12 protein-coding genes are annotated in these 23,443 nt (G+C 46.1%); 7 read left to right on the top strand and 5 right to left on the bottom strand.

The genetic code is table 11. The features are described from left to right. Positions 1-24: 24 nt before the first annotated feature. Genes H8S84_RS14135 through H8S84_RS14125 form a run of 3 tightly spaced genes read right to left on the bottom strand, consistent with a single transcriptional unit; the run spans position 25 to position 1,638 of the window. The gene (locus tag H8S84_RS14135; protein WP_222621666.1) at positions 25-603 is read right to left on the bottom strand and encodes a P-loop NTPase family protein; all 579 of its coding nucleotides are present in this window, start codon (positions 601-603) and stop codon (positions 25-27) included. A gap of 52 nt (positions 604-655) precedes the next feature. After that, positions 656-1,471 carry a helix-turn-helix domain-containing protein gene (locus tag H8S84_RS14130; protein WP_187068008.1) on the bottom strand — a complete coding sequence of 272 codons (816 nt, stop codon included), beginning with the start codon at positions 1,469-1,471 and terminating at the stop codon, positions 656-658. A gap of 2 nt (positions 1,472-1,473) precedes the next feature. After that, positions 1,474-1,638 carry a hypothetical protein gene (locus H8S84_RS14125; protein ID WP_187068007.1) on the bottom strand — a complete coding sequence of 55 codons (165 nt, stop codon included), beginning with the start codon at positions 1,636-1,638 and terminating at the stop codon, positions 1,474-1,476. A gap of 185 nt (positions 1,639-1,823) precedes the next feature. On the opposite strand from H8S84_RS14125, the gene H8S84_RS14120 reads away from it, so the two are divergent. The 7 genes from H8S84_RS14120 (at position 1,824) to H8S84_RS14090 (ending at position 19,959) form a co-directional block, all read left to right on the top strand. Further along, the gene (locus H8S84_RS14120; protein WP_187068006.1) at positions 1,824-3,941 is read left to right on the top strand and encodes an Ig-like domain-containing protein; all 2,118 of its coding nucleotides are present in this window, start codon (positions 1,824-1,826) and stop codon (positions 3,939-3,941) included. Positions 3,942-4,086: 145 nt separating this feature from the next. Next, positions 4,087-6,462: an endonuclease gene (locus tag H8S84_RS14115; protein WP_187068005.1), complete on the top strand. Its 2,376-nt coding sequence runs from the start codon at positions 4,087-4,089 to the stop codon at positions 6,460-6,462. A gap of 355 nt (positions 6,463-6,817) precedes the next feature. Continuing rightward, positions 6,818-10,513, top strand: coding sequence for an Ig-like domain-containing protein (locus H8S84_RS14110; protein WP_187068004.1), 3,696 nt, complete (start codon positions 6,818-6,820; stop codon positions 10,511-10,513). A gap of 3 nt (positions 10,514-10,516) precedes the next feature. Continuing rightward, positions 10,517-11,479 (top strand): PorP/SprF family type IX secretion system membrane protein, encoded by a 963-nt coding sequence (locus tag H8S84_RS14105; protein ID WP_187068003.1) that lies wholly within the window; start codon positions 10,517-10,519, stop codon positions 11,477-11,479. A 582-nt stretch (positions 11,480-12,061) separates the two neighbouring features. Then, a complete protein-coding gene (locus H8S84_RS14100; protein WP_187068002.1) occupies positions 12,062-16,984 on the top strand; it encodes an ice-binding family protein in 4,923 nt (1,640 codons plus the stop codon). A gap of 5 nt (positions 16,985-16,989) precedes the next feature. Beyond that, a complete protein-coding gene (locus tag H8S84_RS14095; protein WP_230407187.1) occupies positions 16,990-17,952 on the top strand; it encodes a PorP/SprF family type IX secretion system membrane protein in 963 nt (320 codons plus the stop codon). 12 nt (positions 17,953-17,964) lie between these two features. Continuing rightward, positions 17,965-19,959: an OmpA family protein gene (locus H8S84_RS14090; RefSeq protein ID WP_230407186.1), complete on the top strand. Its 1,995-nt coding sequence runs from the start codon at positions 17,965-17,967 to the stop codon at positions 19,957-19,959. Between the two features lie 111 nt (positions 19,960-20,070). Here H8S84_RS14090 and H8S84_RS14085 read toward each other — a convergent pair whose 3' ends face one another. Then, positions 20,071-20,838: a 3-hydroxybutyrate dehydrogenase gene (locus tag H8S84_RS14085; RefSeq protein WP_187068001.1), complete on the bottom strand. Its 768-nt coding sequence runs from the start codon at positions 20,836-20,838 to the stop codon at positions 20,071-20,073. A gap of 77 nt (positions 20,839-20,915) precedes the next feature. After that, on the bottom strand, positions 20,916-23,420 hold the full coding sequence (locus tag H8S84_RS14080; protein WP_187068000.1) for a TonB-dependent receptor: 2,505 nt from the start codon (positions 23,418-23,420) through the stop codon (positions 20,916-20,918). Positions 23,421-23,443 lie beyond the last annotated feature (23 nt).

Here is a 23,443-nt window from a genome sequence, read left to right as displayed (position 1 = left end):
ATTTCTTGCCTGATGCTATGATTTCTAATGCCTTAGATCTGGGGCATCTTTTGGAAATTGAATAACATTACACATTTCTCTAAGTCTAGACCTAGAAATATCCTTATAATATTCTGTCAGTTCTTCCACATTTAGGTTAGTAGTGAAATGGCTTTTAGCACCTGTCTTTTTAAAAAATAGATGACGTATATAAATTAGTTCTTGGCCAACAATAATCTTTCTGCCAAAGTGAGTAATTGGAGGATCTACTCCTAAGTCATCAAATAAACAATCAATAGGTTTACCTGATTGTGAAAAAATAGGTCCAAATCGGTATGGGCTAAGTGCTTTTTCGCCCTTTTCACTACAGTTCATCATTATATCATAAACATATTCCTCCTTAATGCCAGGCTTTATAAACTTTTTGAGCATCAATATGATCTCAGTCTTTCCACAACCAACAGGTCCCATCAATAAAAGCCCTTTTTGGGGGTTTATATTTAGCTCTTGCATGGCTTCTGTATCTTTTGCAACATAGGCGGCAATCTTTTCCAATATATCGCGATGCCAGTTAAATTGAATAAGCTTATCTCTTATCTCTTTTGGCCAATTAACACACTGCATGGTCTGTATGAAGTAAGCTAGAATTGTTTCTGTAGACCACTGAGGAGCAATGCTATAACTTGCCGCTGTATTCTTTACTTCTGTCGGTGCTGTGGTAGCTAGAGAAGCCCATCCATCTGTTATCTCTCTTATTGATCGTGCTGTGTTCATTTGTGTTAGTATTTGAATTTTGGAAATTGCTATTTGTTTTATTTAACCAGTTTCTAACTGCTGCCTGCCAATCTAGAATAGGGCCGGCTTTCATTTGCCAGCCTAAAGCGGAATAATAATCTACAAATGACCGGGCCTCTTTGCCTTCTTTCTTGCTAAGCCAAGGCAACTTTAGGGTTTGCATATAATTTTCTACTTGTTCCTGATTAGGCCACTTTGATTCAAAATGACTTGAAGAAAATTTTTCAGAATTTTTTCTGGCTTGAGAATACCCTTCTCTATCATCCTTATTTTTATTATTCTTTTTATATATAAGGAGTGAAGCCGTATTCTCTGGTCCATTTTGTCCCGAGGTAGAACCATTAGTGTCCATAGGTATAGACAATTCTGGGGTATCTTCACACAAAAAAATGCTTCTTTTATTTCCTTCCTCTTGATTGATTTCAACCCGGATATAACCGAGTTTGGCAAGGGAGGTGATGCTCCGGGAAATAGTTTTAGGATCTACACCAAACTTTTTGGCAAAGTGTGCATTGGTAGCCCAGCATTTTTTATGCTTTTTAGCAAGACCTATTATTTCAGAGAAAATGATCTTTGCAGTTGAGCTCAGGCGCTTATCGTAACGCACTTCAGCAGTTAGGATAGTTTTGATACCTAGCCTTGCAGCAGGTTGCTTTGAGCCTCCTGTGTCCAGTGAATAGGAGAGTTTCTCTGCCATCTCTATTTCTTTTTAGATTCAGAAGATGACTTAGGTTGGCTAGAAGATGTGTAGCCGGTTTGGTGGCAGAAAGCTTCTAAGGCAGCAATGTCTTCTTCTAAAAAGTTCGATTGCTGCGCTAGTTGGTCTACCTCAGATACACAAGGCCTTGTAAGTATAACTTGCAAGGCCTTGTTGTTTTTAACTCTTTTTCTGCCAAAAGGCCAATCTGCCCCTGCCAACAAAACTGCTAGTATTGCATCCTCTCTATTAATCAGCACTTTAAATGCCTTAACATAGTCTGTATATAAATTTGATAAGTATTGCGTTACTACTATATTTGTTTAAGCCCAAACAGGTAATGTAACTGCTTATGAAACAAACTTTACTCCTGCGATCTATCCTCCTGCTTTTCTTCTTTTCAATAGCTTCTTTCGTTGCGCCTGTTGTAGCTCAAACTTGTACAGTGTCTGTTTCGGCATCTTCTACTTTGCTGTGTCAGGGGCAGCAGGTGCAGCTAACAGGAAACGCAAGCTTTGCTGCAGAATCGTGGGAATGGTACTTGCAAGGACAAGCAACTCCAGTGGCAACAACTCAAAACTACCAGGCAAGTGTAGCGGGTCGTTATACTCTAAAAGCATCTGGCAGTAATTGCGGTACTATTGAATCATCAAGTATAGAGATTACTGCTGGGTCAGTTCCAGGGATAGTTTCTTTTAGTTCTGGTTCATCAAAAGTATGTTCAGGAGCTTTGGTAACCTATAGCGTTGGAGCTATAGCGAGTGCACAAAGCTATACCTGGCTATTACCATCTGGTTGGGCTATACAATCTGGGCAAGGCACAAACTCTGTAACAGTAACGGCCGGGAGCAGCGGTACAATATCTGTGAAAGCTGTGAATGCATGCGGAGAAGGACCTGTAACTAGTATGGCTGTTAATGTAGTGGGAACTCCTGGATTGCCAGATGTAACTAATGCTTACATATGTGCTGGAAGTAGCGCAACTCTATCTGTACAAAACCCAACACCTACTTTTATTTATTCTTGGTATGCTACTGCTACAGGAGGTACAAGGATTGCAACTGGTGCTAGTTTGGTAACAGGTACATTAACCTCTACTCAAAAGTATTATGTGCAGGCAGAGAACGAGTGTGGTTTTGTTAGCGCCAGAAGCGAGGTTACTGTAAATGTATCGGCACCCATTGGCAACAACCTTATTGAGGAGAAACAGGCATTATGCGCTGGTCAAATTCCGGAGAGTATAACCGGTTCTGTGCCTACTGGCGGCAATGGTATATATTCTTATACCTGGGAAGTGAGTTATGATGGCGTAAACTTTATGGTGGCATCTGGGCAGTATAATGGCATATCGTATAGTCCTGGTGCGGTTACCCAACCCATATGGCTCAGGAGAAAAGTGTTATCTGGCAGCTGTGCATACACTTACAGTAATGCTATATACCTAAGTATACTTCCCGCTCCAGCCGCACCTCTGGCAGGTAATGCTACTGCTTGTGAGGGAGGTATCACTAAGCTCAACGTACATAATCCTGATCCCAAGCTTACCTATCGCTGGTATTTTGCAGGGCAGCCTAATGGCATATTTGCTGTTGGTCCTTCTATACTTTCTGCACCTGTTATGCAAGACACGCTATACTATGTAGAGGCGGTTAACGAGGCAGGCTGTGTGGGGCCACGCACAAGTGTGGTGGTAACTTTAGTAGAGCCTTTTTATGACAACACGATCGGGGAGGCACATACAATCTGTGCAGGAGATATAGCAGTGCAATTAGGTGGGCTGGCTCCTAAAGGCGGAAATATGAATTACAGTTATTTATGGGAAGCAAGTATAGATGGGGTTAGCTACACTGCGGCGACAGGTTTAAACACTACAAAATATTATTCTCCGGATCGTTTGGAACAGACAACCTGGTTCAGGAGAAAAATAGTCTCGGAATCGTGTCCGTTACTTGTAAGTGAGCCTGTAAAAATCACTGTGCTGCCTAAGCCTGAGAAGCCAAGTATAAATTTAGGTGCTACAACTCTGACAGCTAGTATAGCGGGAGTGACTTACACTTGGCTAAAAGATGGGGTAGAGCTAAGCAATGTAACCACCCGAAGTATATCATTTGATGCCGCCGGCTCCTATAAAGTGCGTGTACAGAATGAGCAAGGCTGTTACTCCGACTTTTCGGAAGCGCTGCAGGCGACGCCACAGCCAAATGCACTAAACTCTGAACTAGCAAATATGGGTGTTTCCGTAGCTCCAAATCCAACATCAGGTAAAATAGTAGTGCACACGCGGCAGCCCTTAGAAAATGCTGTTGCAGCAGTATATAACCTGGCGGGCAAAGAAGTATACAGGCAAGCAATTGGAGCAGTAGCAGTGGCCTATGAATTAAATCTGGCGCATCTTGAATCCGGAGTATATGTGTTATTTGTAAGAACAGGCAAACAGCAATTTGTGCAGCGAATTATAATAGTTAAATAAGGAGCTGGTTATTTGCCATATCTAAAGAAAAATTAACACATGGCATAGATGTTTGCGTCGTAACATTAATATAATCAGTATTTTATTCGAAGAGAGGATTTGATTAGCTAATTTTGTCGCAAAGTCAACTTATTCAATCCTTTTCATGAAGAAATTTTTACGCATTGTGCTGGCATTGTTGCTTTTCACACAATATGCCGGTGCACAAACTGCGCCTCCTACCAATCTATCCGGAGAAGAATTAAAAACATGGTTGCGTACGAACTGGTACGACGGAAAACGTGTAGTATTGGATTACGCCACAGCGCGCGGCAAGATGTACAACTACATCGACAACTACAACAGTACTGTTAGCTGTGTTTACTCCGGTTATCAGGAAAACAAACCATACAGCGAGACATCCACCTCTACCCTCATGAACAGGATAAACTGTGAGCACACAGTTCCGCAGTCATGGTTTAATGAAGTGGAACGCATGCGTACCGATATTCATCACTTGTTCCCGACGTATGATACCTGGAACAGCGATCGTGGCAGCGACCCTTTTGCCGAGATACCAGATAATCAGACAATAAAATGGGTGCGCAATACTACTGCTCTAAGTACCATCCCGACCTCTAATATTGACGAGTACAGCGAAGACACCTATACACAATTCGAGCCGCGCGAAGATCACAAAGGTAACGTGGCCAGAGCCATCTTCTACTTTTATACTATGCACGCCAATGAGAGCTTTGACGCAGGTAAAAATGTAATCTCGGCAGCAGGTGATATTAATACGCTTTACCAGTGGCACTTACAGGACCCGGCGGACGACCGTGAGCGTGAACGCAACAGGCGCACAGAGCAGGTGCAGGGCAACCGAAACCCATACATCGACTATCCGGAACTAGTGGCAAAAGCCTGGAACCTGACCCCGGTAAATTGCTCTCCTGCTACTCAGGTAACTAACCTTACGGCTCCTCAAAAACTTACTACATCCATCACGCTTAACTGGACAAACGGCTCCGGAAACAGAAGATTAGTAGTAGTGCGTGAGGGTGCTGCTGTAAACTTTACGCCATCGGGTACTTATAGCGGTGTTAACGCAGATTATACTTTGGCAACAGACCAGGGAAATGGCCAACGCGTGGTTTACTATAACAATGGCAGCTCCGTAACGATAACTGGGCTAACGGCAAACACTACATATTATGTACAGGTGTTTGAGTCCTGCTCAACCGACCAGACCTATAATGCCACAAGTGCTCCAACAATAACTGCTACAACTGCAGATTATACTTGTAGTGGCGCGCCAACGGTTGCCTCGGCGGTATCATCAAGCAACATCACACAGAGAGGCTTTACCTTAAACTGGACAAATGGAACGGGTGACGGCAGAATTGTAGTGTTGCGTAAAGACGCTGCTGTAACCTTCGAGCCTGTGAACGGCATCAACTACATAGGTGCAAACGCAGATTATACTTTGGCGAATACTTTAGCAGACGGTAGTAAACTGGTGTACAAAGGCGGAGGCAGCAATGTAACTGTAACTGGCTTAGAAGCTGGCGCGACATATTATGCGCAGGTGTTTGAGAGCTGCTCAAACGGCTATATGTACACAGCAGCAGGCTCACCTACACTAGCTATCACAACAACAGCAGCACCTACTCCTATCAATAACGGTAATCTTATTACAATCCAGAACTTTAATGGGGTAGCTACCGATGGCTGGGCAGTTACTTCTGGCTTCAGTTCGTCGGCTACCAATACTGGAACTCCAGATGGGCAGCGTGTGCGTAGCGGTTCAAGTCATCAGGTATCGGCAACAACCAGCACGTTAGAGTTTGCAGCAGTAGACATAACCGGCAAAGAGAATGTATTTGTAGAGCTCTTTAATTCTTCTGTTTCAGTTACTACAGGCAACGGTGTTGAGGCCTCAGATTATCTGGAAGTATACGTGGCGCTAAACGGAAACAGTTTTTCTGCCACTCCAGATATCAAAATTACCGGCGATCAAACAGACAACAATGTGCGCTATGGCATGAATGGCACAGCTGCAATAATCACAAATGCCGGTACTCCTATAACCAAAACATTTATTAAAGCAGACGGCGAAGCAGGTACACTTACAGATGACAAAGCGCCTTCTAAACTGCAGGTAAGCATACCAGCGGGTGCTACTTCTGTAAAGCTGAAAGTTGTGGTAAAAACAAGCGGCTCTAATGAAGTATGGAATTTAGATGATGTAGGGCTTTATGCTGCCTCAGCAACTGCCATAGCAGAACCTGCAGCTAAAGTGGGTGTGGTGGTTTATCCAAATCCAAGCAGAGGTACTGTAATATTAAGTACACAGCAACCGCTAAAGCAGGTGCAGGTCGCTTTAGTAAATACATTAGGGCAAACAGTATATTACCAGAGCTTTGGCAGTATTGTAGGCCAGCAGGCTTTAGATGTATCTCATTTGCCGGCAGGCATGTACTTGGTGCACATCAAAACAGCTAACATGCAAGCTGTTCAAAGGCTAGTCGTTTCCAAGTAAATCCTTCATTAAAAGTAAAAAGAAAAGGCCCTGCAGCTTCGGTTTCAGGGCCTTTTCTTTTGTAATTCTCTCAGTAGCAAACAATACAATTTGAAAACTGTTATTCCGTTTAATATATATCAGCTGGTAAAAAAACAAGCTGGTTTGTAACCTTTTTTAGGTTTTAACAATAGAGGTAAAGGGTGATTGTGTGCCTGCCTCTGGTTCTCTTCTAGTGGGCCCACCCTCCCAAAACCTTCTGTTGGTTATCCCTGACTTTTGGTCAGCTTAATCAATCTTGAATCTGAAAATATATTGTTATCGTAATGTAGTAAGGGCTGATGAAGCTTGAGGTTCACCCTTTAATCACTTTTAAATGCATCTTCTGCTGAAGCAACTATACACCACTTTCCTGTTACTGTGCCTGATTTTGCTTACGAGTACTTTTGTAAGTGCACAGGGAGGAAATCCCCTCTGTACAGCTACCATTACGGTAGATGGAAGAACAGTATTATGTAGAGGCGAAACTACTATACTTAGAGCCAATACAGGTACCAACTTAACTTATGAGTGGCTTCTTAACGGCAATGTGCTTCCGGGGCAAATAAGCAGCTCGATAGAGGTTAGTGAGGCCGGAAGATACCAGGTGCGTGTAACAGGCTCCGACTGCCAGACGAATACATCTTCTGAGCGCGAAATAACGGTAAATGAGTTGCCGGCAAATCCGAATTTCCTTGTAAGCCCCACAGGGCAGCAATGCGCCGGAACAGAACTAACTTTCTCAGTAAATAATCCTCTACCCGATGTTTCCTATACTTGGATATTCGGTGATGGTAGTACGGACAGAGGGCCGGAAGTAAAGCATACTTATGAGTCGAAAGGGGTTGGTACGATAGACTTTATTACCAAAGTAGTAGCTACAAATCAGGCAGGTTGCGAGTCTGATACAGTACGCCAGACCATTACAGTCCGTAAGGAGCCAGAGGTGGCTTTTGCAGAAAAGAACAGCTTCCAGACTTGCTTGCCCGATACCATAGCAGACGAAGACATTGAAGTGTTTGCTGAAATCACAAATGAAACCATAGCGCCATACTTAGGCGACATCAGGACATACTTTGTAGACTGGGGCAACGGTGATCAGCAACAGTATAGCCCCGGTGCATTTCCTATTTCAAACCCTACAGCTTACGACACGGTAGGTGTTTACCCAATCTCTATCAGAGCAGTAGCCGGTAATGGCTGCGAAGTAATCTTTACGCAGAACTATGCTGTTAGTAAAGAGCCTAAAGCAAACTTCTCTGCAAATGATAAGAAACGGGTAGATGAGAACCAGCAGCCGCCTTGTGTGCCCGTGCTTATTGCTCCTGCCGATAGTTCAACCGGCGGTGGTCTATCATATAAATGGGCTATACAACCAGAGCAAGGGTTTGAGTTGGAGTCAGGCACTCTTGAATCTAAGGACCCAGTGTTCAAGTTTACCAAATCCGGTGTTTACAATATTGAGCTGGTGGTAACCAATGGCTGCGGCAGTGATACTACTTCACAGTCGGTGGTAGTTGGTTGGCCGCAAGTACAGCTGCCGGCAAGTGTTACCGAGTGCGGACCAACTACCATAGACTACAGTAGCAGCGGCGCAGGTGGTGGAGGTGGTTTTCCAGGAGGAGGTGGCTCAGGAGGCTTGTTTATTGACAAGAACCTGGGCGAGCAGGTAACGGTAACTATTACTATTACAGGTCCAACCAGCGTTACCCGTACCTTTAATTCCGATACCTTTGACTTCCAGTATGATTTTACCACGCCCGGAAAGTATACGGTGGCCGTAGAGGCCGTGAACGAGTGCGGTAGCTCCGACGATATTTATAGTAGCCAGGGAGGGCAAAGTGCGCCTGTACAAGAGGTAGTTATACTTCAGCAACCTGCAGCTCCATCTATACAAGCTCCTAAAACAGCTTGTGCCGGAGATATCGTTACCTTAACCCCAACTAGTCCAGGGCCAATTTATGTATGGTTTGAATCCAACGATCCTAACGCCACACCAATTTTCACAGGTCCGTCTTTCTCTACTCCTACGCTTACTGCAGATGTTACCTTCTATGTAGCAGCGGTGGATACAGCTAACTCTGTTGTTTGTATCGGTCCTAAAACGGCTGTACCATTAACTGTGGTGCCGGCTGTTACAAACAACACCATAATAGGAGATCCAGTGCGAAATACCTGTAAAGGCGAAACACCGGCTGCATTAACTGGCAGTGCGCCAACAGGAGGCGATACTAGCACACCTTATAGCTTTATCTGGCAGATAAGCACTACTAATGCCAATACTGGCTTTACTAATGCTCCAGGTATAAACAATACACCAAACTATACGCCTACCCAACCTATAAACACTACTACCTGGTTCAGGAGGTTGGTTATTTCAGGGAGCTGCTCTGCCGATACCAGTAACGTAGTGGAGATTGTGGCTGTGGATCCGGTTCCGGCTACAGCGAATAGTATAAATGGACCGCAGCAGATATGTGAGGGTGAAACGCCAGCTCCATTAATTGGAACAAGACCTACAGGCGGTGGAGGTGCTCCTTATACTTTCTTATGGGAAGTAAGTACACAAAGTGCCACAACAGGCTTTGCGGCGGCACCAGGCACCAACAACGGCGAGAACTACACACCGGGTGCCTTGACGCAAGATACCTGGTTCAGGCGTAAGGTAACATCCGGCGGTTGTACAGCTACATCAGAGGCTGTTAAAATTACAGTGCTACCAGAGCTGGCTAATAACACCATTTCTGCAGATCAGGAAGTGTGCCGCGGTACTGCGCCTGCGCCTCTTACAGGTACAGCGCCAACCGGAGGGTCGGGCTCTTATACTTACCTGTGGCAAAGCAGCATAACAGGGGCAACAGCAGGCTTTGCCCCGGCTGCAGGTAATAACACTAACCAAAGCTACACACCGGGCCCTGTAACGCGAACCACCTGGTTCAGAAGAGTAGTAACCTCAGCGGGATGCTCCGGGGATACAAGTGCTGTTGTCAGAGTCACGATCAATCCGGGAGTTACTAATAACAGTATTGCTGCAGACCAGACAGTATGTGCCGGAACGCAGCCACAGCAGCTAACAGGCAGTGCACCGACCGGCGGAACAGGCGCCTTTACTTTCTTGTGGCAAAGCAGCACGATAAGCGCGACAGCAGGCTTCGTGAATGCCGGCGGCACAAATAACGGTCAAAACTATGCGCCTCCAGCCATAAGCCAGAATACCTGGTTCAGGAGGTTGGTGACCTCAGCTGGCTGTACTGATACGTCAGATGTAGTTTCTATAACTATTATACCGGTGCCGGCTGCCCCTAAACTTACAGTGCAAAATGCAAAAGCCTGTGTGGGCGAATCGGCAACGCTTACAGTTGAGAATCCTAATGGAGAGACGTATGAGTGGTATGATGTCGCTACCGGAGGATCGCCGATATTTATCGGACCTGTTTTCCAGACGCCAACGCTTACGCAATCGGTTATGTACTTTGTGCAGGCTGTAAGTGCCAGCGGATGTACCAGCACCACCCGTACCACAGCCACAGTAACAGTGGTTACGCCACAGGCCAACGCCGGCGAAGATGTGACGATTATACAGGGCAGAACCGTGGAGCTGAGGGCATCAGGAGGTGATACCTATGTATGGGAGCCAGCCGAAGGCTTAAGTGATCCGAATGTGCCGAATCCGGTGGCAAGTCCTGATAAAACGACAACCTATACCGTAACTGTGACAACTGCCGAAGGCTGCGTTGATACCGATGAGGTAACCGTGGAGGTAATACCGGCTATCACTGTTCCGAATGCATTTACGCCAAACAGAGACGGCGTTAACGAAATCTGGGAAATTGAGAATATCCAGAATTACCCTGAGGCAAGAGTAGAGGTGTTTAACCGATGGGGTAATCTCATCTTTACCTCTAATGGCTACGGCACACCATGGGATGGCACCTACAAGGGAGAAGACCTGCCGGTAGCAACTTACTATTATATGATTTACCTGAACAAGTCTGAAAAGCCGATTTCAGGGCATGTCACCATTATCCGATAGCAGATGAACAGACGCCTACTTTTTATACTTACTATACTTCTGGCTTGTTTGGCACAGGCGCAGGCACAGCAGCGCCCGCAGTACAGCCAATACATGCTGAACAACTACCTTTTAAATCCGGCCATTACAGGTATAGAGGATTACGCTGACATCAGGGTAAGCCACAGGAGGCAGTGGGTAGGTTTGGATGGTGCGCCGGTAACAACATACCTGACAGCACATACTCCTCTAAACAAAGGCGCAGCCAGTACAAAGTACCACAGGGCCTTGGCGCATCATGGCGTAGGAGTGGCGTTTCATACAGATAAAACAGGGCCATTGCGCAGAACAGGTGTCACAGGCTCTTATGCATATCACTTGCCTTTAACAAACTCAATAAATGCTTCGGCAGGGGCAGCTGTAGGGATTATCAGAAACAGCGTAAATGCCAATGATCTGGAGTTCACAAACCCGAACGACCCACTAGTAGGCGGTGGCAGCTTTAACAACAACGTACTCGACCTGAACCTAGGGCTATGGGTGTATTCTCAAAATTTTTCTGTGGGTGTGGCCGGTGCGCAGCTGTTGGAGGATGTAGGCAGTTTTCAGCCGGAGGGTAGCAAAAACCCCACGCTGGATCTGCAAAGGCACTACTTTATAACAGGGGCTTATCGCTTCTCTCCTACCAAAAAGCTTGACGTAGTACCTTCAGTTATGCTTAAGCTAGCTGATCCAAGCCCGGCTTCTATAGATGTGAACGTGCGTGTTCTATATAGTAAGCAGTTTTGGGCAGGTGCCTCCTATCGCCACGATGATGCATTGGTAGCCATGGTGGGTGTTTATGTAAATCCACTGCTTGATATTTCATACTCCTATGATGCCACTTTGTCAAACCTGAACCGGGTAAGTGCAGGTACACACGAGGTAGTGGTTGGCTTTAAATTACTAAATACCAGAAGAATCATTTGCCCACAATGGATATGGTAATATAGTAATTGTTTAATTTTAATTTACCCAAGTCAGTTATACTTTTTATTAGTTGTTTGCACAGTAACTAAAATCCTTTCAGTTGCTATTTAAAATTATGTTCAAGTAGGCTTAGCCTAACCTGTTTTGCCCTTCCTATTATTTTCTTTAATTGTTTGTATCTGATTAATAGTGTGTTACCTTTGCGTTCCTTTAACGATAGACAAAATTGGTATAATCCAATTTTTTAGTTGTTTGTTATTGCTGCGTGCATACAAAAGATAAATTGCACTACCTTTATATAACTCCTTTTTCATATGTAATAAGGTGGGTTTTAAACAATTAAATTTTATTTTTTAGATAAAATTTGGATTGTACAAAAAAAATGTAAAATTTAGAAGAGCAAACAGACACCAACAGGCAATTAGAAGTTAAAGTAATTGTTAATGTTAATTTTTATCCAGGCAATTGCACCATTTAATATACTTAATGGTTATGCCCGGAAACTAGGTGGCTAATTTAGTGCAAAGGGGGAGTGCTGCATTAGCTGTATAGAGTTTATTTAAATAAGGTCTTTATAGCAAACTTTTACAAAACATCTTAATGAGAAGCTTATTAGGAAAAGTTATACTACTTGTAGTATGCCTTTGCGCTCCGTCTTTTCTTGCTTCCGCTCAGCAAATCCCTTCACTTGGGTTAGCTTACAACTACAATGCCCTGGCCGACAAAAAAGTTACCAGCACGGGCAACACAGTAGTAAACGCTACCCTTGGTGTTGCCAACGGAACAATTGCTGGATTTCCTCCCGGCGTATCAGTGCGCACCCCAGACATCAACAGCAGTGCAGCTAAGCAGGCAATACAGGACGCAGGCCAGGCCTTTAACAGCGCTTTTGCACTCGCACCGAATCTTGTAGAAGATAACCGCAACTTAGGAAGCCTTACCTACAACCCAGGAGTTCATAGAATAGAAGGCGACGCCATATTTTCAGGCAATGTCGTGTTAAGTGATAACGGCAGGTCAAAACCCACCTATATTTTTCAGATTGCCGGAAACCTGACTATCTCTAACAATGCAGTTTTAGATTATGCTAACAAAGCTGCAACAAGCAACATCCTTTGGGTAGTAGAAGGCGACCTGACTGTAGGAAAGAATGCTGTACTAGAAGGCACATTTATTGCCAAAGGGAAAGTAACACTTGGCGATGGCACACGATTGCAGGGGCGCATTATATCGCTGCAAGACGAAATATTTTTGAACCAGGCGTTGCTAAACACGCCATCTGATTTAAAGATTGAGATTACCATGAGTCCTAGTACTACTGGTACCGAATCATATCATCATAATGAAGAAGTTTTCATCTACTTCAAGATCACAAACAACGGACCTGCCGATGAGCATAATGCTTATGTAAGAACAGTAGCCTTTATTGGAGAACTGCTCGGTTACAGTACCAGTAGAACAGGCACTACCTTTAATTCTGAAACAGGAGAATGGAAAATCGGTAAGATATCCTATAAAGAGTCTGTTATACTTACGCTAAAAGTAAGGCTAAACAAATCTGGCTTTGGCTATACACGTGCCGTAGTAGAGGGCGACAACATTGATGAGGACCTTCTAAACAACTCTACTATTATAAACTACTGCGTGCTGCTTTCTGAAACCAGCAATATCTCGGGTCCATCTGAGGTATGCCGCGACGGGAGCTATACGTACAGCATTGCACCCGTAGTTGGTGCTACTAAATTCATTTGGAGTGTGCCAGCCGGCTGGCAGTACACGCAGCTTAGCTCAACAAGTATAAGTGTAAAACCAGGCACGCAGTCGGGGCAGATAACAGTAAAGGCCAGCAATATTTGCGGCGAAGGACCAGCACAGGTGTTACAGGTAACTGTGTTGCCAGACCCACCGGTGAAGCCAGGCCCGATAACCGGAGAAAGCAATGTATGTGTGGGCACAGAAGGCCTGAAGTATAAAATTGATCCGGTACAGGATGCGACGACTTACACGTGGGCACTACCTGAGGGTTGGAGCATTACAGCAGGACAAGGAACCACTGAAGTTACGGTTAAGGCTGGCCCGACAACAGGGCCTGTAACAGTGGTGGCATCAAATAAGTGTGGGGCCAGTGCAGCGCAAACTTTTCAGGTAAACGTAACGACAGAGGTACCTACTATCAATGTATCTATTCGCGGTGTAGACAATAGCTGTGTGGGCAGCAATGCTACATTTGAGATTGATGCTACACCGGGAGCAACAGGTTATGTATGGACGGTGCCGTCTGACTGGATCATCAAGTCTGGGCAAAACACAAACAGCATTACCGTTACAGTTGGTAAAACATCTGGGAGTATAACAGTAAAAGCCAGCAATGCCTGTGGCCTGAGTACAGCACAGACCATGACGGTAACACCAACCTTTTCCCCTACGGATGCCCCAGGCCCAATAACGGGTGCCTTAAATTCTTGTGCCAACGAAAAAGGTCTCATATATTCTGTTGAGCCTGTTGCAGGAGCCTCTAGTTATATATGGGTTTTTCCTTCAGGTTGGGTGATTACAGCCGGACAAGGCACCACAAGTGTAACAGTTAACGCAAGCACAAGCGGTGGCCAGATTACGGTAAGAGCAGTAAATGAATGCGGGCCAAGTGCAGCAAGTATTAAAGAGGTGCAGCCTACTCAGGGTGTTCCTGCTTTGCCAGGTCCAATCAGTGGCAAGCAATATGGCTGCGCTAAGAGCACAGCAACCTATACTGTAGCCAATGTAGCCGGAGCCACAACCTATACCTGGACAGTACCTGCAGGCTGGGCAATTGTTTCAGGGCAAGGCACTACATCTATAACTGTAACTGTAGGCGCAGAAAAAGGAAAAGTTACTGTAAAAGGAAGCAACATTTGTGGTGTGGGAGCTACCAGAGAACTGGATGTAACACCGCAAACAGATGTTCCGGGCCCAATTACCACGCTTACCGGGCCAGCTGAAGTATGCCAGGGTGTGCCTGGGTTTGAGTACAGCGTGGCGCCCATGGTGGGAGTTATTACCTACACCTGGACTTTGCCAAGCGGCTGGGTGATAAACAGTGGCGAAGGAACAAACAAGATAAGCGTAACCCCAAGCGGAACCGAAGGCAAGGTAACAGTAACAGCTACAAACGACTGCGGCGTAAGTGCTGCTGCAAGTATGGACGTGAAGGTTGTGCCTTCGCCACCAGCCAAACCAGAGGCTATATCTGGATTTATATCTGTTTGTAACAACCAGAAAAACCTTGTATATACCATTGCACCAGTTGCCACAGCCTCTTCTTACAAATGGACAGTTAACAACGGCTGGACAATCATATCAGGTCAGGGTACCACAAGTATAACTGTAAATGCCAGCTCAGTGGGAGCTACTATTTCGGTGCAGGCAGTTAACATTTGCGGCATCACCAGCGAGACCCAGCTTACGACAATCATCACCAATACTCCTCCTGCCAAGCCCGGTGCCATAACAGGTACAACTATACCTTGTGTGGGCAAAGAGTATACATTCAGCATTGCAGATGTGCCAACAGCCCTAAGCTATACCTGGTCTGTTCCGGCAGGCTGGCAGGTTGTGTCTCAGAATGGCACTTCTATAAAAGTTATAGCAGGTACAACACCGGGCAATGTAATGGTTACCGCTACAAACAACTGCGGTACCGGCGAAGCACAAACACTGGCAGTTAAGCCAACCACAGAAGGGCCAAGCGGCTTTACAATAGTGCAAGGCGGCCCAGATGTATGCAGCAACAGCACAGCAACCTTTAAAGTAGATGCGGGTGTGAATGTATCAACTTATACCTGGGCTGTACCGGCTGGCTGGACAATTCTATCAGGCCAGGGCACAACAGAAGTTACAGTTAAAGCCAACACAACGGCAGGTACAGTTAGCCTTACAGCCGGAAACGATTGCGGAACTACAACGATAAGCAAGCAGGTTAGCATCTCTACAACAAAGCCTAATGCACCAGGAGCCATTACAAGTACAGGTGCAGTTTGCATGGGGGCATCGTCTATATTTTCGGTGGCGCCTGTTTCTGGGGCAACTTCTTATGCGTGGGAGGTACCGGCAGGATGGGTGATAACAGCCGGTCAAGGCACGAACAGCATACAGGTGCAAACAGGCAGCAACTCAGGTACAGTAAAGGTATTCGCAGTTAATGCCTGCGGCAACAGCAGCACACCGAGCACACTGGATGTGGCGCCACTGCAAACCAATCTAATTAAACCTACAAGTATAAATGGCCTGGCGGCAAACTTCTGCCAAAACCAGCCAAACCTAAAGTATAGCATCAGTCCGGTGGCAGGCGCTACAACTTATACTTGGGCAGTGCCAACAGGCTGGACCATCACCAGCGGACAAGGTACAACAGAGATAACAGTAACGGCAGGTACAGTTGGCGGAGAAGTAACAGTTGCAGCAGGCAATCCATGTGGTACAGGCACCGCCCAGAGCCTAACCGTAAAGCCAAATACAGTGCCGGCACAGCCATCCGCTATTGTTGGCTCACTTGATCCGTGCAATGGCTCCACAATAGAATATAGTGTGACAGGCGTAAGCGGCTTAGGTTATACTTGGGCAGTGCCAGCAGGCTGGGCAATTGTAAGCGGCCAGGGTACAAATAAAATCACAGTAAAACCAACTACTACAGCAGGCACAGTTAGCGTAACGGCAAATAACACCTGTGGCGCCAGCACGGCAGCACAACTGCAGGTGAAGCCGGTAAACACAGTGCCTGCTACTCCGGGCACAATACGCGGAGCTGCCAATGCATGTGCAGGTCGCACCATAACTTACACTATCGACGATGTTGCAAACGCTTCTTCTTATGAGTGGAAGTTGCCGGAAGGATGGACTATTGTGTCAGGCCAAGGTACCACACAGATAACAGTATTAACAGGCACAAAGGCAGGCAGCGTAACTGTGGTTTCTAAAAACGGTTGCGGAGTTTCAACACAGAGTGCTGCCCTGAATGTAGGTATACAAATCTTAACACCTCCTGCTACTATTCTGGATAGAAGCGCGCCATGTTCAGGCCTAGTGTATGAAGTAGAGCCAGTGGCTGGTGCAAAATCCTATACTTGGACAGTACCAGCAGGCTGGATGATCATCAGCGGCCAGGGCACGACTACTATCTCGGTAACAGCAGGCGAGGGTAAAGGCAACATCACAGTTACAGTTGATAACGGTACCTGCGTGAGTGAGCCGGTTAGTATTCCGGCGGATAAAGAACTTGCCAGTACCGATCTGGTATTTCCTAACGTCTTCTCGCCAAACAACGATGGCAACAACGATACCTGGGTGGTGAAGAACCTCAACAAATACACCGACAACAATTTGACCATTATTAACCGTTGGGGCAACGAGGTGTACAAAGCAAAATCATACCAAAACAACTGGACCGGCGACGGCCTGAGCGAAGGCACTTACTATTATATTGTGCGTGCTACCATGTGTGACGGTAAAGACAAAATATTTAAGGGTTACGTGATGATCGTTAGGTAATGCCTATGAAAACAAATCTACTGAACAAACTTTTTGTGGTGCTTTTCATATTAAGCGCCCATGCCGCTACAGCCCAGCAGGCTCCGCAGTATACCCAGTACATCTTTAATGAGCTGGTGATAAACCCTGCCTATGCCGGAAGTAAAGGCATACTTAATATCAACGCCACTTACCGTAGCCAGTGGACAGGCCTGGAAGGAGCACCAACCACGCAAACACTAAGTGTGGATGGCCCTACCAAAAAGTCTAATATTGGCTGGGCAGGCTATCTGGTGCACGATAGGCTGGGAGCGCAAAGCAAAATTGGAGCTTACGGTAACATGTCTGTCAGGATAAACCTGGACCGATACACTAAGCTGGCTTTTGGCGCCTCGGTTGGTGCTGCTCAATACACCTTAGATGGCACTATGCTGAACTCGGGTAGCCAGACGCCGGACGCGGCCATTCCGGAGGGGCGTGAGTCAAGGGTATTGCCAGATGCCAAAGTAGGTATATTCTTCAACACAGAGCGTTTCTTTGCGGGCTTAACCGCAGCCAATCTAGTGCCTTATAACAGCGATAAACTAATCGTTACTAATCCCCGCAGGCACTATTTCCTATCAACAGGATATATGTTTGACTTGGGGAATGATATGCGCCTGAAACCAAGTATACTTCTGAAAGAAGACTTCCATAGCCCAACCAACGTGGACCTAAACACATTCCTGCTTTTGAGTGATCGTTTCTGGGTAGGCGGTTCTTACCGTACTTCTGTTCCGATGTTCACAAACCTGGAGATGAAACAACTCTCGAAGCGCAATGCGGCGGCGGCACTGGTGCAGTTGTACGTGACACCGAGAATGCGTGTAGGCTACTCTTATGATATGAGCCTGAATGAGCTGAATAACTACTCAAGCCACGAGGTTTCGCTGGGTTACTCCTTCTTTAAAATGCATGGTGGCAGAATCCTGACGCCTCGAAATTTATAATACCACCCTTATATGAAATTACGCTTACGTCTTGCTTTTTTGTTGATGCTGTCGGTTTGGATGAAGCCGGCAATTGTGCTGGCGCAGGATATGAAGCAGGCAGACAAATACTTTAACAACTTTGAGTTTAGCCTTGCCTTAGAAGCCTATAAAAAAATACTGGACACAGGCGAGCCTAACATTGCAGTAGTGCAGCGTATTGCCGACAGTTACCGCATACTGAATAACAGCAAGGAGGCTGAGTTCTGGTATGCACAAGTGGTAAACTTCCCAAACGCAGATCCAACTAACGTGTACTTGTATGCAGAGTCGGCGAAGCGAAACGGGAATTACGAGAAAGCGAAGTTCCTGTTCCAGGAGTATGGCCGTAAAGTACCGGCGCAGGCTGTTATTGCACAACGAATGGCCGCATCCTGCGACACAGCTATGAAGTGGCTGGCATCTCCGAAGGCGTTTGAAATACAGAAAAACAAAGCACTTAACTCGGAAGGAGCTGACTTTAGCCCTGTTAAAACAAAGGAAGGTTTGTTCTTTGCATCTGACAGGTTAGATGGCAGCAAACAAACCATGCGCAACAACTGGACGGGCAACGGTTACATACAGATGTACTTTGCGAAAGCTGTTACAGACAGCACCTGGGGAACTCCGGTGCCATTACCATCAAGCATTAACACGACATACCATAATGGCCCGGCAGCTTACAATGAGCAGTCGGAGACGCTATACTTTACCCGCACACAGGTAGTAAAACGCAATGCCACCAAATCGAACCCAGACCCAACCAGCTGGTTTAAAGGCGCTGAAAATAGTACCCATACCAACCGCCACGGTATTTACATCGCTGAGCGCAAAGGTGAAAAATGGGATAATGTAAAAGCATTTAAGTATAACAACACTGATGAATTCTCTATCGGGCATCCTGCTATTACGCCAGACGGGAAGGTTTTATACTTTGTATCGGATATGCCTGGTGGTTTGGGTGAGACAGATGTATACTATAGCGAACTTCAGTCCGACGGCTCATGGGGAAAACCAGTAAATGCTGGTAACATTATCAACACACCTGGCCGTGAAAGTTTTACAAGTATAGGTGAAGACGGTAATTTATACTTCTCGTCGGATGGCCATATTGGTATGGGCGGTCTGGATATCTTTAAAGCAGTAGGTACGCACAAGAAGTGGAGCCGTGTAGAGAACCTGAAGTATCCGCTCAACACATCGCACGACGATTTTGGCATTCAGGTTGATGCTACCGGTAAAGCGGGTTTATTGTCTTCCGGACGCCTGGCAAGCAATGGCTTCGACGATATCTTTACTTTTAAAGAGTCGAAAGTGCCTTGTACGCTGATAGGTCGCACCATTGAAAGAATGGCCGTGGCAGGCACCACTAAAAAGAAGGAAGTGCCGGTAGAGAAGGTGTTGCTGCAGCTGTTTGAAGAAGGTAGCGACACGCCAATAGAAGTATATTCTGATAAGTATGGCAATTTCGCATTCCCGGTTAAGGCAGCCACCACTTACACCATCAAGGGCACCAAACCAAAGTACCTGACCCAGACACTAACGATGATGCCGGACTGCCGCTTTAACACAGACTCCGTGAAGGTGGAGATGGTGTTTAACCGCGACACACCGAACAAGCCAATCGTGCTAGAGAACATCTACTACGACCTGGACAAGCATGATATTAAAGCTGAGGCTGCCTTAGAGCTTGATAAACTGGTACAGACGTTAAAAGATAATCCGGGCATCCGAATCGAACTAAGCTCACACACCGATAGTCGTCAGAGCCACCGCTACAACGAAATGCTTTCGCAGTTAAGGGCACAGAGCGCTGTGGAGTACATCATTTCCAAGGGCATTGCCCGTGACAGGTTAGTTGCCAAAGGCTACGGCGAGACGCAGTTGGTAAACAAGTGTAAAGACGGTGTAACCTGCCCGGAAACTATGCACGCAGAAAACCGCCGCACAGAGTTTAAGATTATAGGCAACACTGCGCAGGCAAGGTAGCAAAGTATAAATCAGAATAAAAAGTACAGGGGCTGCAGTATTTACTGCAGCCCCTGTACTTTTTTTGGCATTATTGTTCGGTGAGAAATATCGTTTTTAGTTGCTCGGAATCTACTGTGCCGACCAGCCCCCGTCAATGGGCATCATAGTGCCGGTTAACTGAGAAGACATAGGGGAAGCCAAGAGCAGCGCCATCTGGGCAATAGCGCAAACATCCACAAACTGCTTAACAGGTTGCTTTTTCAACATCACTTTCTCGATTACATCTGCTTCCGACATCTGGTGTGCCTTTGCCTGGTCTGAGATCTGTGCTTCTACCAATGGTGTCCGCACGTACCCAGGACAAATGGCATTGCAGGTTATGTTGTAGGGTGCCCCCTCCAGCGCTAGTACTTTAGTTAGCCCGGCTATGCCATGCTTGGCTGCCACATAGGCTGCTTTAAACTCAGAGGCACGTAAAGCATGGGCAGAGGCTATGTTAATGATTCGACCAAATTTACGCTCTTTCATGCCTTTCCAAACAGCTTTGGAAGTATGAAACGATGAGGAGAGGTTAACAGCAAGTATAGCATCCCACTTATCCTCCGGAAACTCATCTACAGGCGCCACATATTGTATGCCCGCATTGTTTACCAGTACATCTACTTGCCCTAATTCCTGCTCTGCCTGTTGCACCATTTCGCGTATCTGCTCTGGGTGCATCAGGTTGGCACTAGAGAAAACCACCTTAACTTTGTACTCTGCTGCTAGTTCCTTAGCTATGTCTGCTCCGTTTCTTTCCAGTCCGTTTACCAGAAGGTTATAGCCGTTGGCTGCGAAATGCCCTGCAATGCCAAGACCAATGCCGCTGGTGCCTCCGGTGATAAGTGCATTTTTCATACTTTTATACTTTTGCTAAGCTGTAAAAAGCCAAAGCGCCCCCATAAGAGGACGCTTTGGAAAACTAATCTAACCTATTATCTAACTTTCTTGTCTTTTCCGCCAAAGTCGAAGCGAAGCTCAGCACTGTATAGGCGTCCGATTTCTGGAGAGCCTACAAACTCACGTTGCGGCGTATCAAACAAGTTTGTTACGCTGCCACCAAGCGTTAACCAGTTAGTAAACTTGTAACCTGCGCTAAGATCAACAGAAGTAAAGCCACCAAGCGGGCCGTAGTTGTAGTTGTATGGGGCTACGCGCTTACCTTCGTTTTCTTCAGCTGCAATCTGTACACCTGAGTAGAAATCATACTCAGGCAAAATGCGCACATTCACAGAGCCGAAGAACTTCTTATCAAACAGGTCGCGTGCCGTGAAGTTGAAGTTATAGCGATGCTTGGCTGCGTTCAGGCTACTTTCCGATACAGAAACTTTTTTGTCGCCGTTGGCATCGTTGTCCAGGTTATCAGTGTCGGTAATGTCAGAGTTGAAGTAGGAGTACTTTGCACCTACGCTGAAGAAGTCGTTGATGTAATAGTTCAGGCCAAAGTCTGTACCCCACGAATTCACGTTTCCATAGTTCAGGTAAGTCAGGTAATAGTTTAGGGCGTTAGAAGCTCTGTCTGTCACGTCCTGATCACCTTTCTTAATCACTTTCTCTTTACCCCTCATTAGGGTAACACCAGTAAGTGGAGAAATGAAATCTTCAGATTTAGAATACCAACTGCTGATATCTACAAACAGCTTCTCTGTTGGTGTGCCTTTGTAGCCAATCTCAAAAGTTTGTACCTGCTCCGGCTCCAGTTTATCAATAGTTCTGATTGCGCCTGTCTCGGTATTTTGTATGGTTAAACCGGCTCCGTTACCAAGTATAGCCAGTGCACCGTTGTTCAGGTAAAACTCCTGGAACTGAATAGATGGCGCAGAGTAAGCACGGCCGTAAGTTGCTCTGAAGGATCCGTTAAGGGCTGCGTATGTCAAAGCTGCTTTTGGGCTGAACTGAGTGCCATAGTTGTCGTGATAATCTACTCGTGCAGCTACAACAGCTCTAAGTTTTTGTGTCAGGTTTCGTTCTACCTGTGCTACTGCGCCGTACTGGTTCAGTATGATATTACCAGCTGCATCATCCAGGTATGTTTGGCGGCTATAGGCTACATCGCGCTGGTAGTTTAATCCGGTAATTACATCGAACCCTGCAAAGCTATTGTTATACTGCACCTCACCATTGATACGGTGGCTCTTGTCAACAAAACCAGGGAAAGCAACAGGAAGTGAGTTTGGACCTATTTCACCGGCTTTGGCGCCTGTTTTGGAGTACTTAGCGGCAATATCTTCCGAATATCCGCGAGCGCGTAAAGTATAGTAGTTTGCAGTGCGCGCATTTATTTGATACGTATCGCCAGCATCGTTCCAGGTGCTGTACAATTGTGCAAACACACGAGGAGAAACAATACGGCCCTGCAGGTACTGGAAAGTCCAGCCGTTGATCTGGTTGCGGCCGTTACTGGTAACGCCAATGTTATCTCCCTGGCCATACCCATAGTCAAGTATGATGTCTGTTTTCTCAGTCGGGCTATAGTATAAAGCCGCGCTCGCACGTTTTGACTTAAATCCGAAATCCACATCATACTCTGGTAAAGGGCCAAGTGGAGTAGCGGCGAGAGAGTAAACAGTATCAACAAAAGCAAAATCGGTTCCTTCGGTATACTCTCCGGTTACTTTGTAAGCAAACTTATCAGAGATGATACCTGCATGGCGAACACGTCCACTTAGTACATCTTGGTTACCAGCACCGACTGATACCGTTGTGCCTGGGTAACGGCGTGGATCTTTGGTAATGGTGTTAATGACACCGTTATGCGCGTTAGGGCCATACAAGGCAGAAGAAGGGCCTAAGATCACCTCGACACGCTCAATATCTTCTTTAATAACCGTGTTGTAGAAACCGGCAGGCAAACCTGTACCACCTGGCAGCATAGAGTTACGGCCATCGGTCATCTGGAACATCTTCACGTTAAAAGCATTGTTAAAGCCACGTGCGTTTATACCCACACCAATTACACCAGAGCGTACTACTTCCACGCCTTGAACCTTGTTTAGCAGCTCACCCACGTTAAAAGAAGGAAGCGCCTCCAAGTCGCGTGTAGAGATCACACTAATAGCAGCTGGGGCTTCTGTCAGTTTCTCTGGACGGCGCGTAGCCGATACCACTACCTCTTCGCCGATCACATTGGATGATCTCATGGAAATTGTACCGATGTCAGCTGTACCGCCGGCCGTTACGGTTACATCAATTTTAGGATAAGAATAGCCAACATATGTGATGCGCAAGCTGTGATTACCAGCGGGCACATTGGTGATTAAAAACTCACCGTTGGTGTTGGTGGTTGCGCCCCTGGAGGTGCCTTCTACTAGCACAGTGGCGCCTATTAAGGCTTCTTCTGTGTCAGCTCCGACCACTCTTCCTTTAATGGCTCCACCTTGGGCAAACGCCGACTGTACTATGCACAGCAGCGAAAGCAGGATAAGGTAAATCTTTTTCATGTTAGGTAAGGTTAGGTTATTGA

This window comes from Pontibacter cellulosilyticus (assembly GCF_014306105.1).
In the GTDB taxonomy this organism is placed as follows: Bacteria; Bacteroidota; Bacteroidia; order Cytophagales; family Hymenobacteraceae; genus Pontibacter; species Pontibacter cellulosilyticus.
The sequence above is the reverse complement of the archived record's forward strand: the minus strand, read 5'-3'. Positions and strand labels throughout refer to the sequence as shown.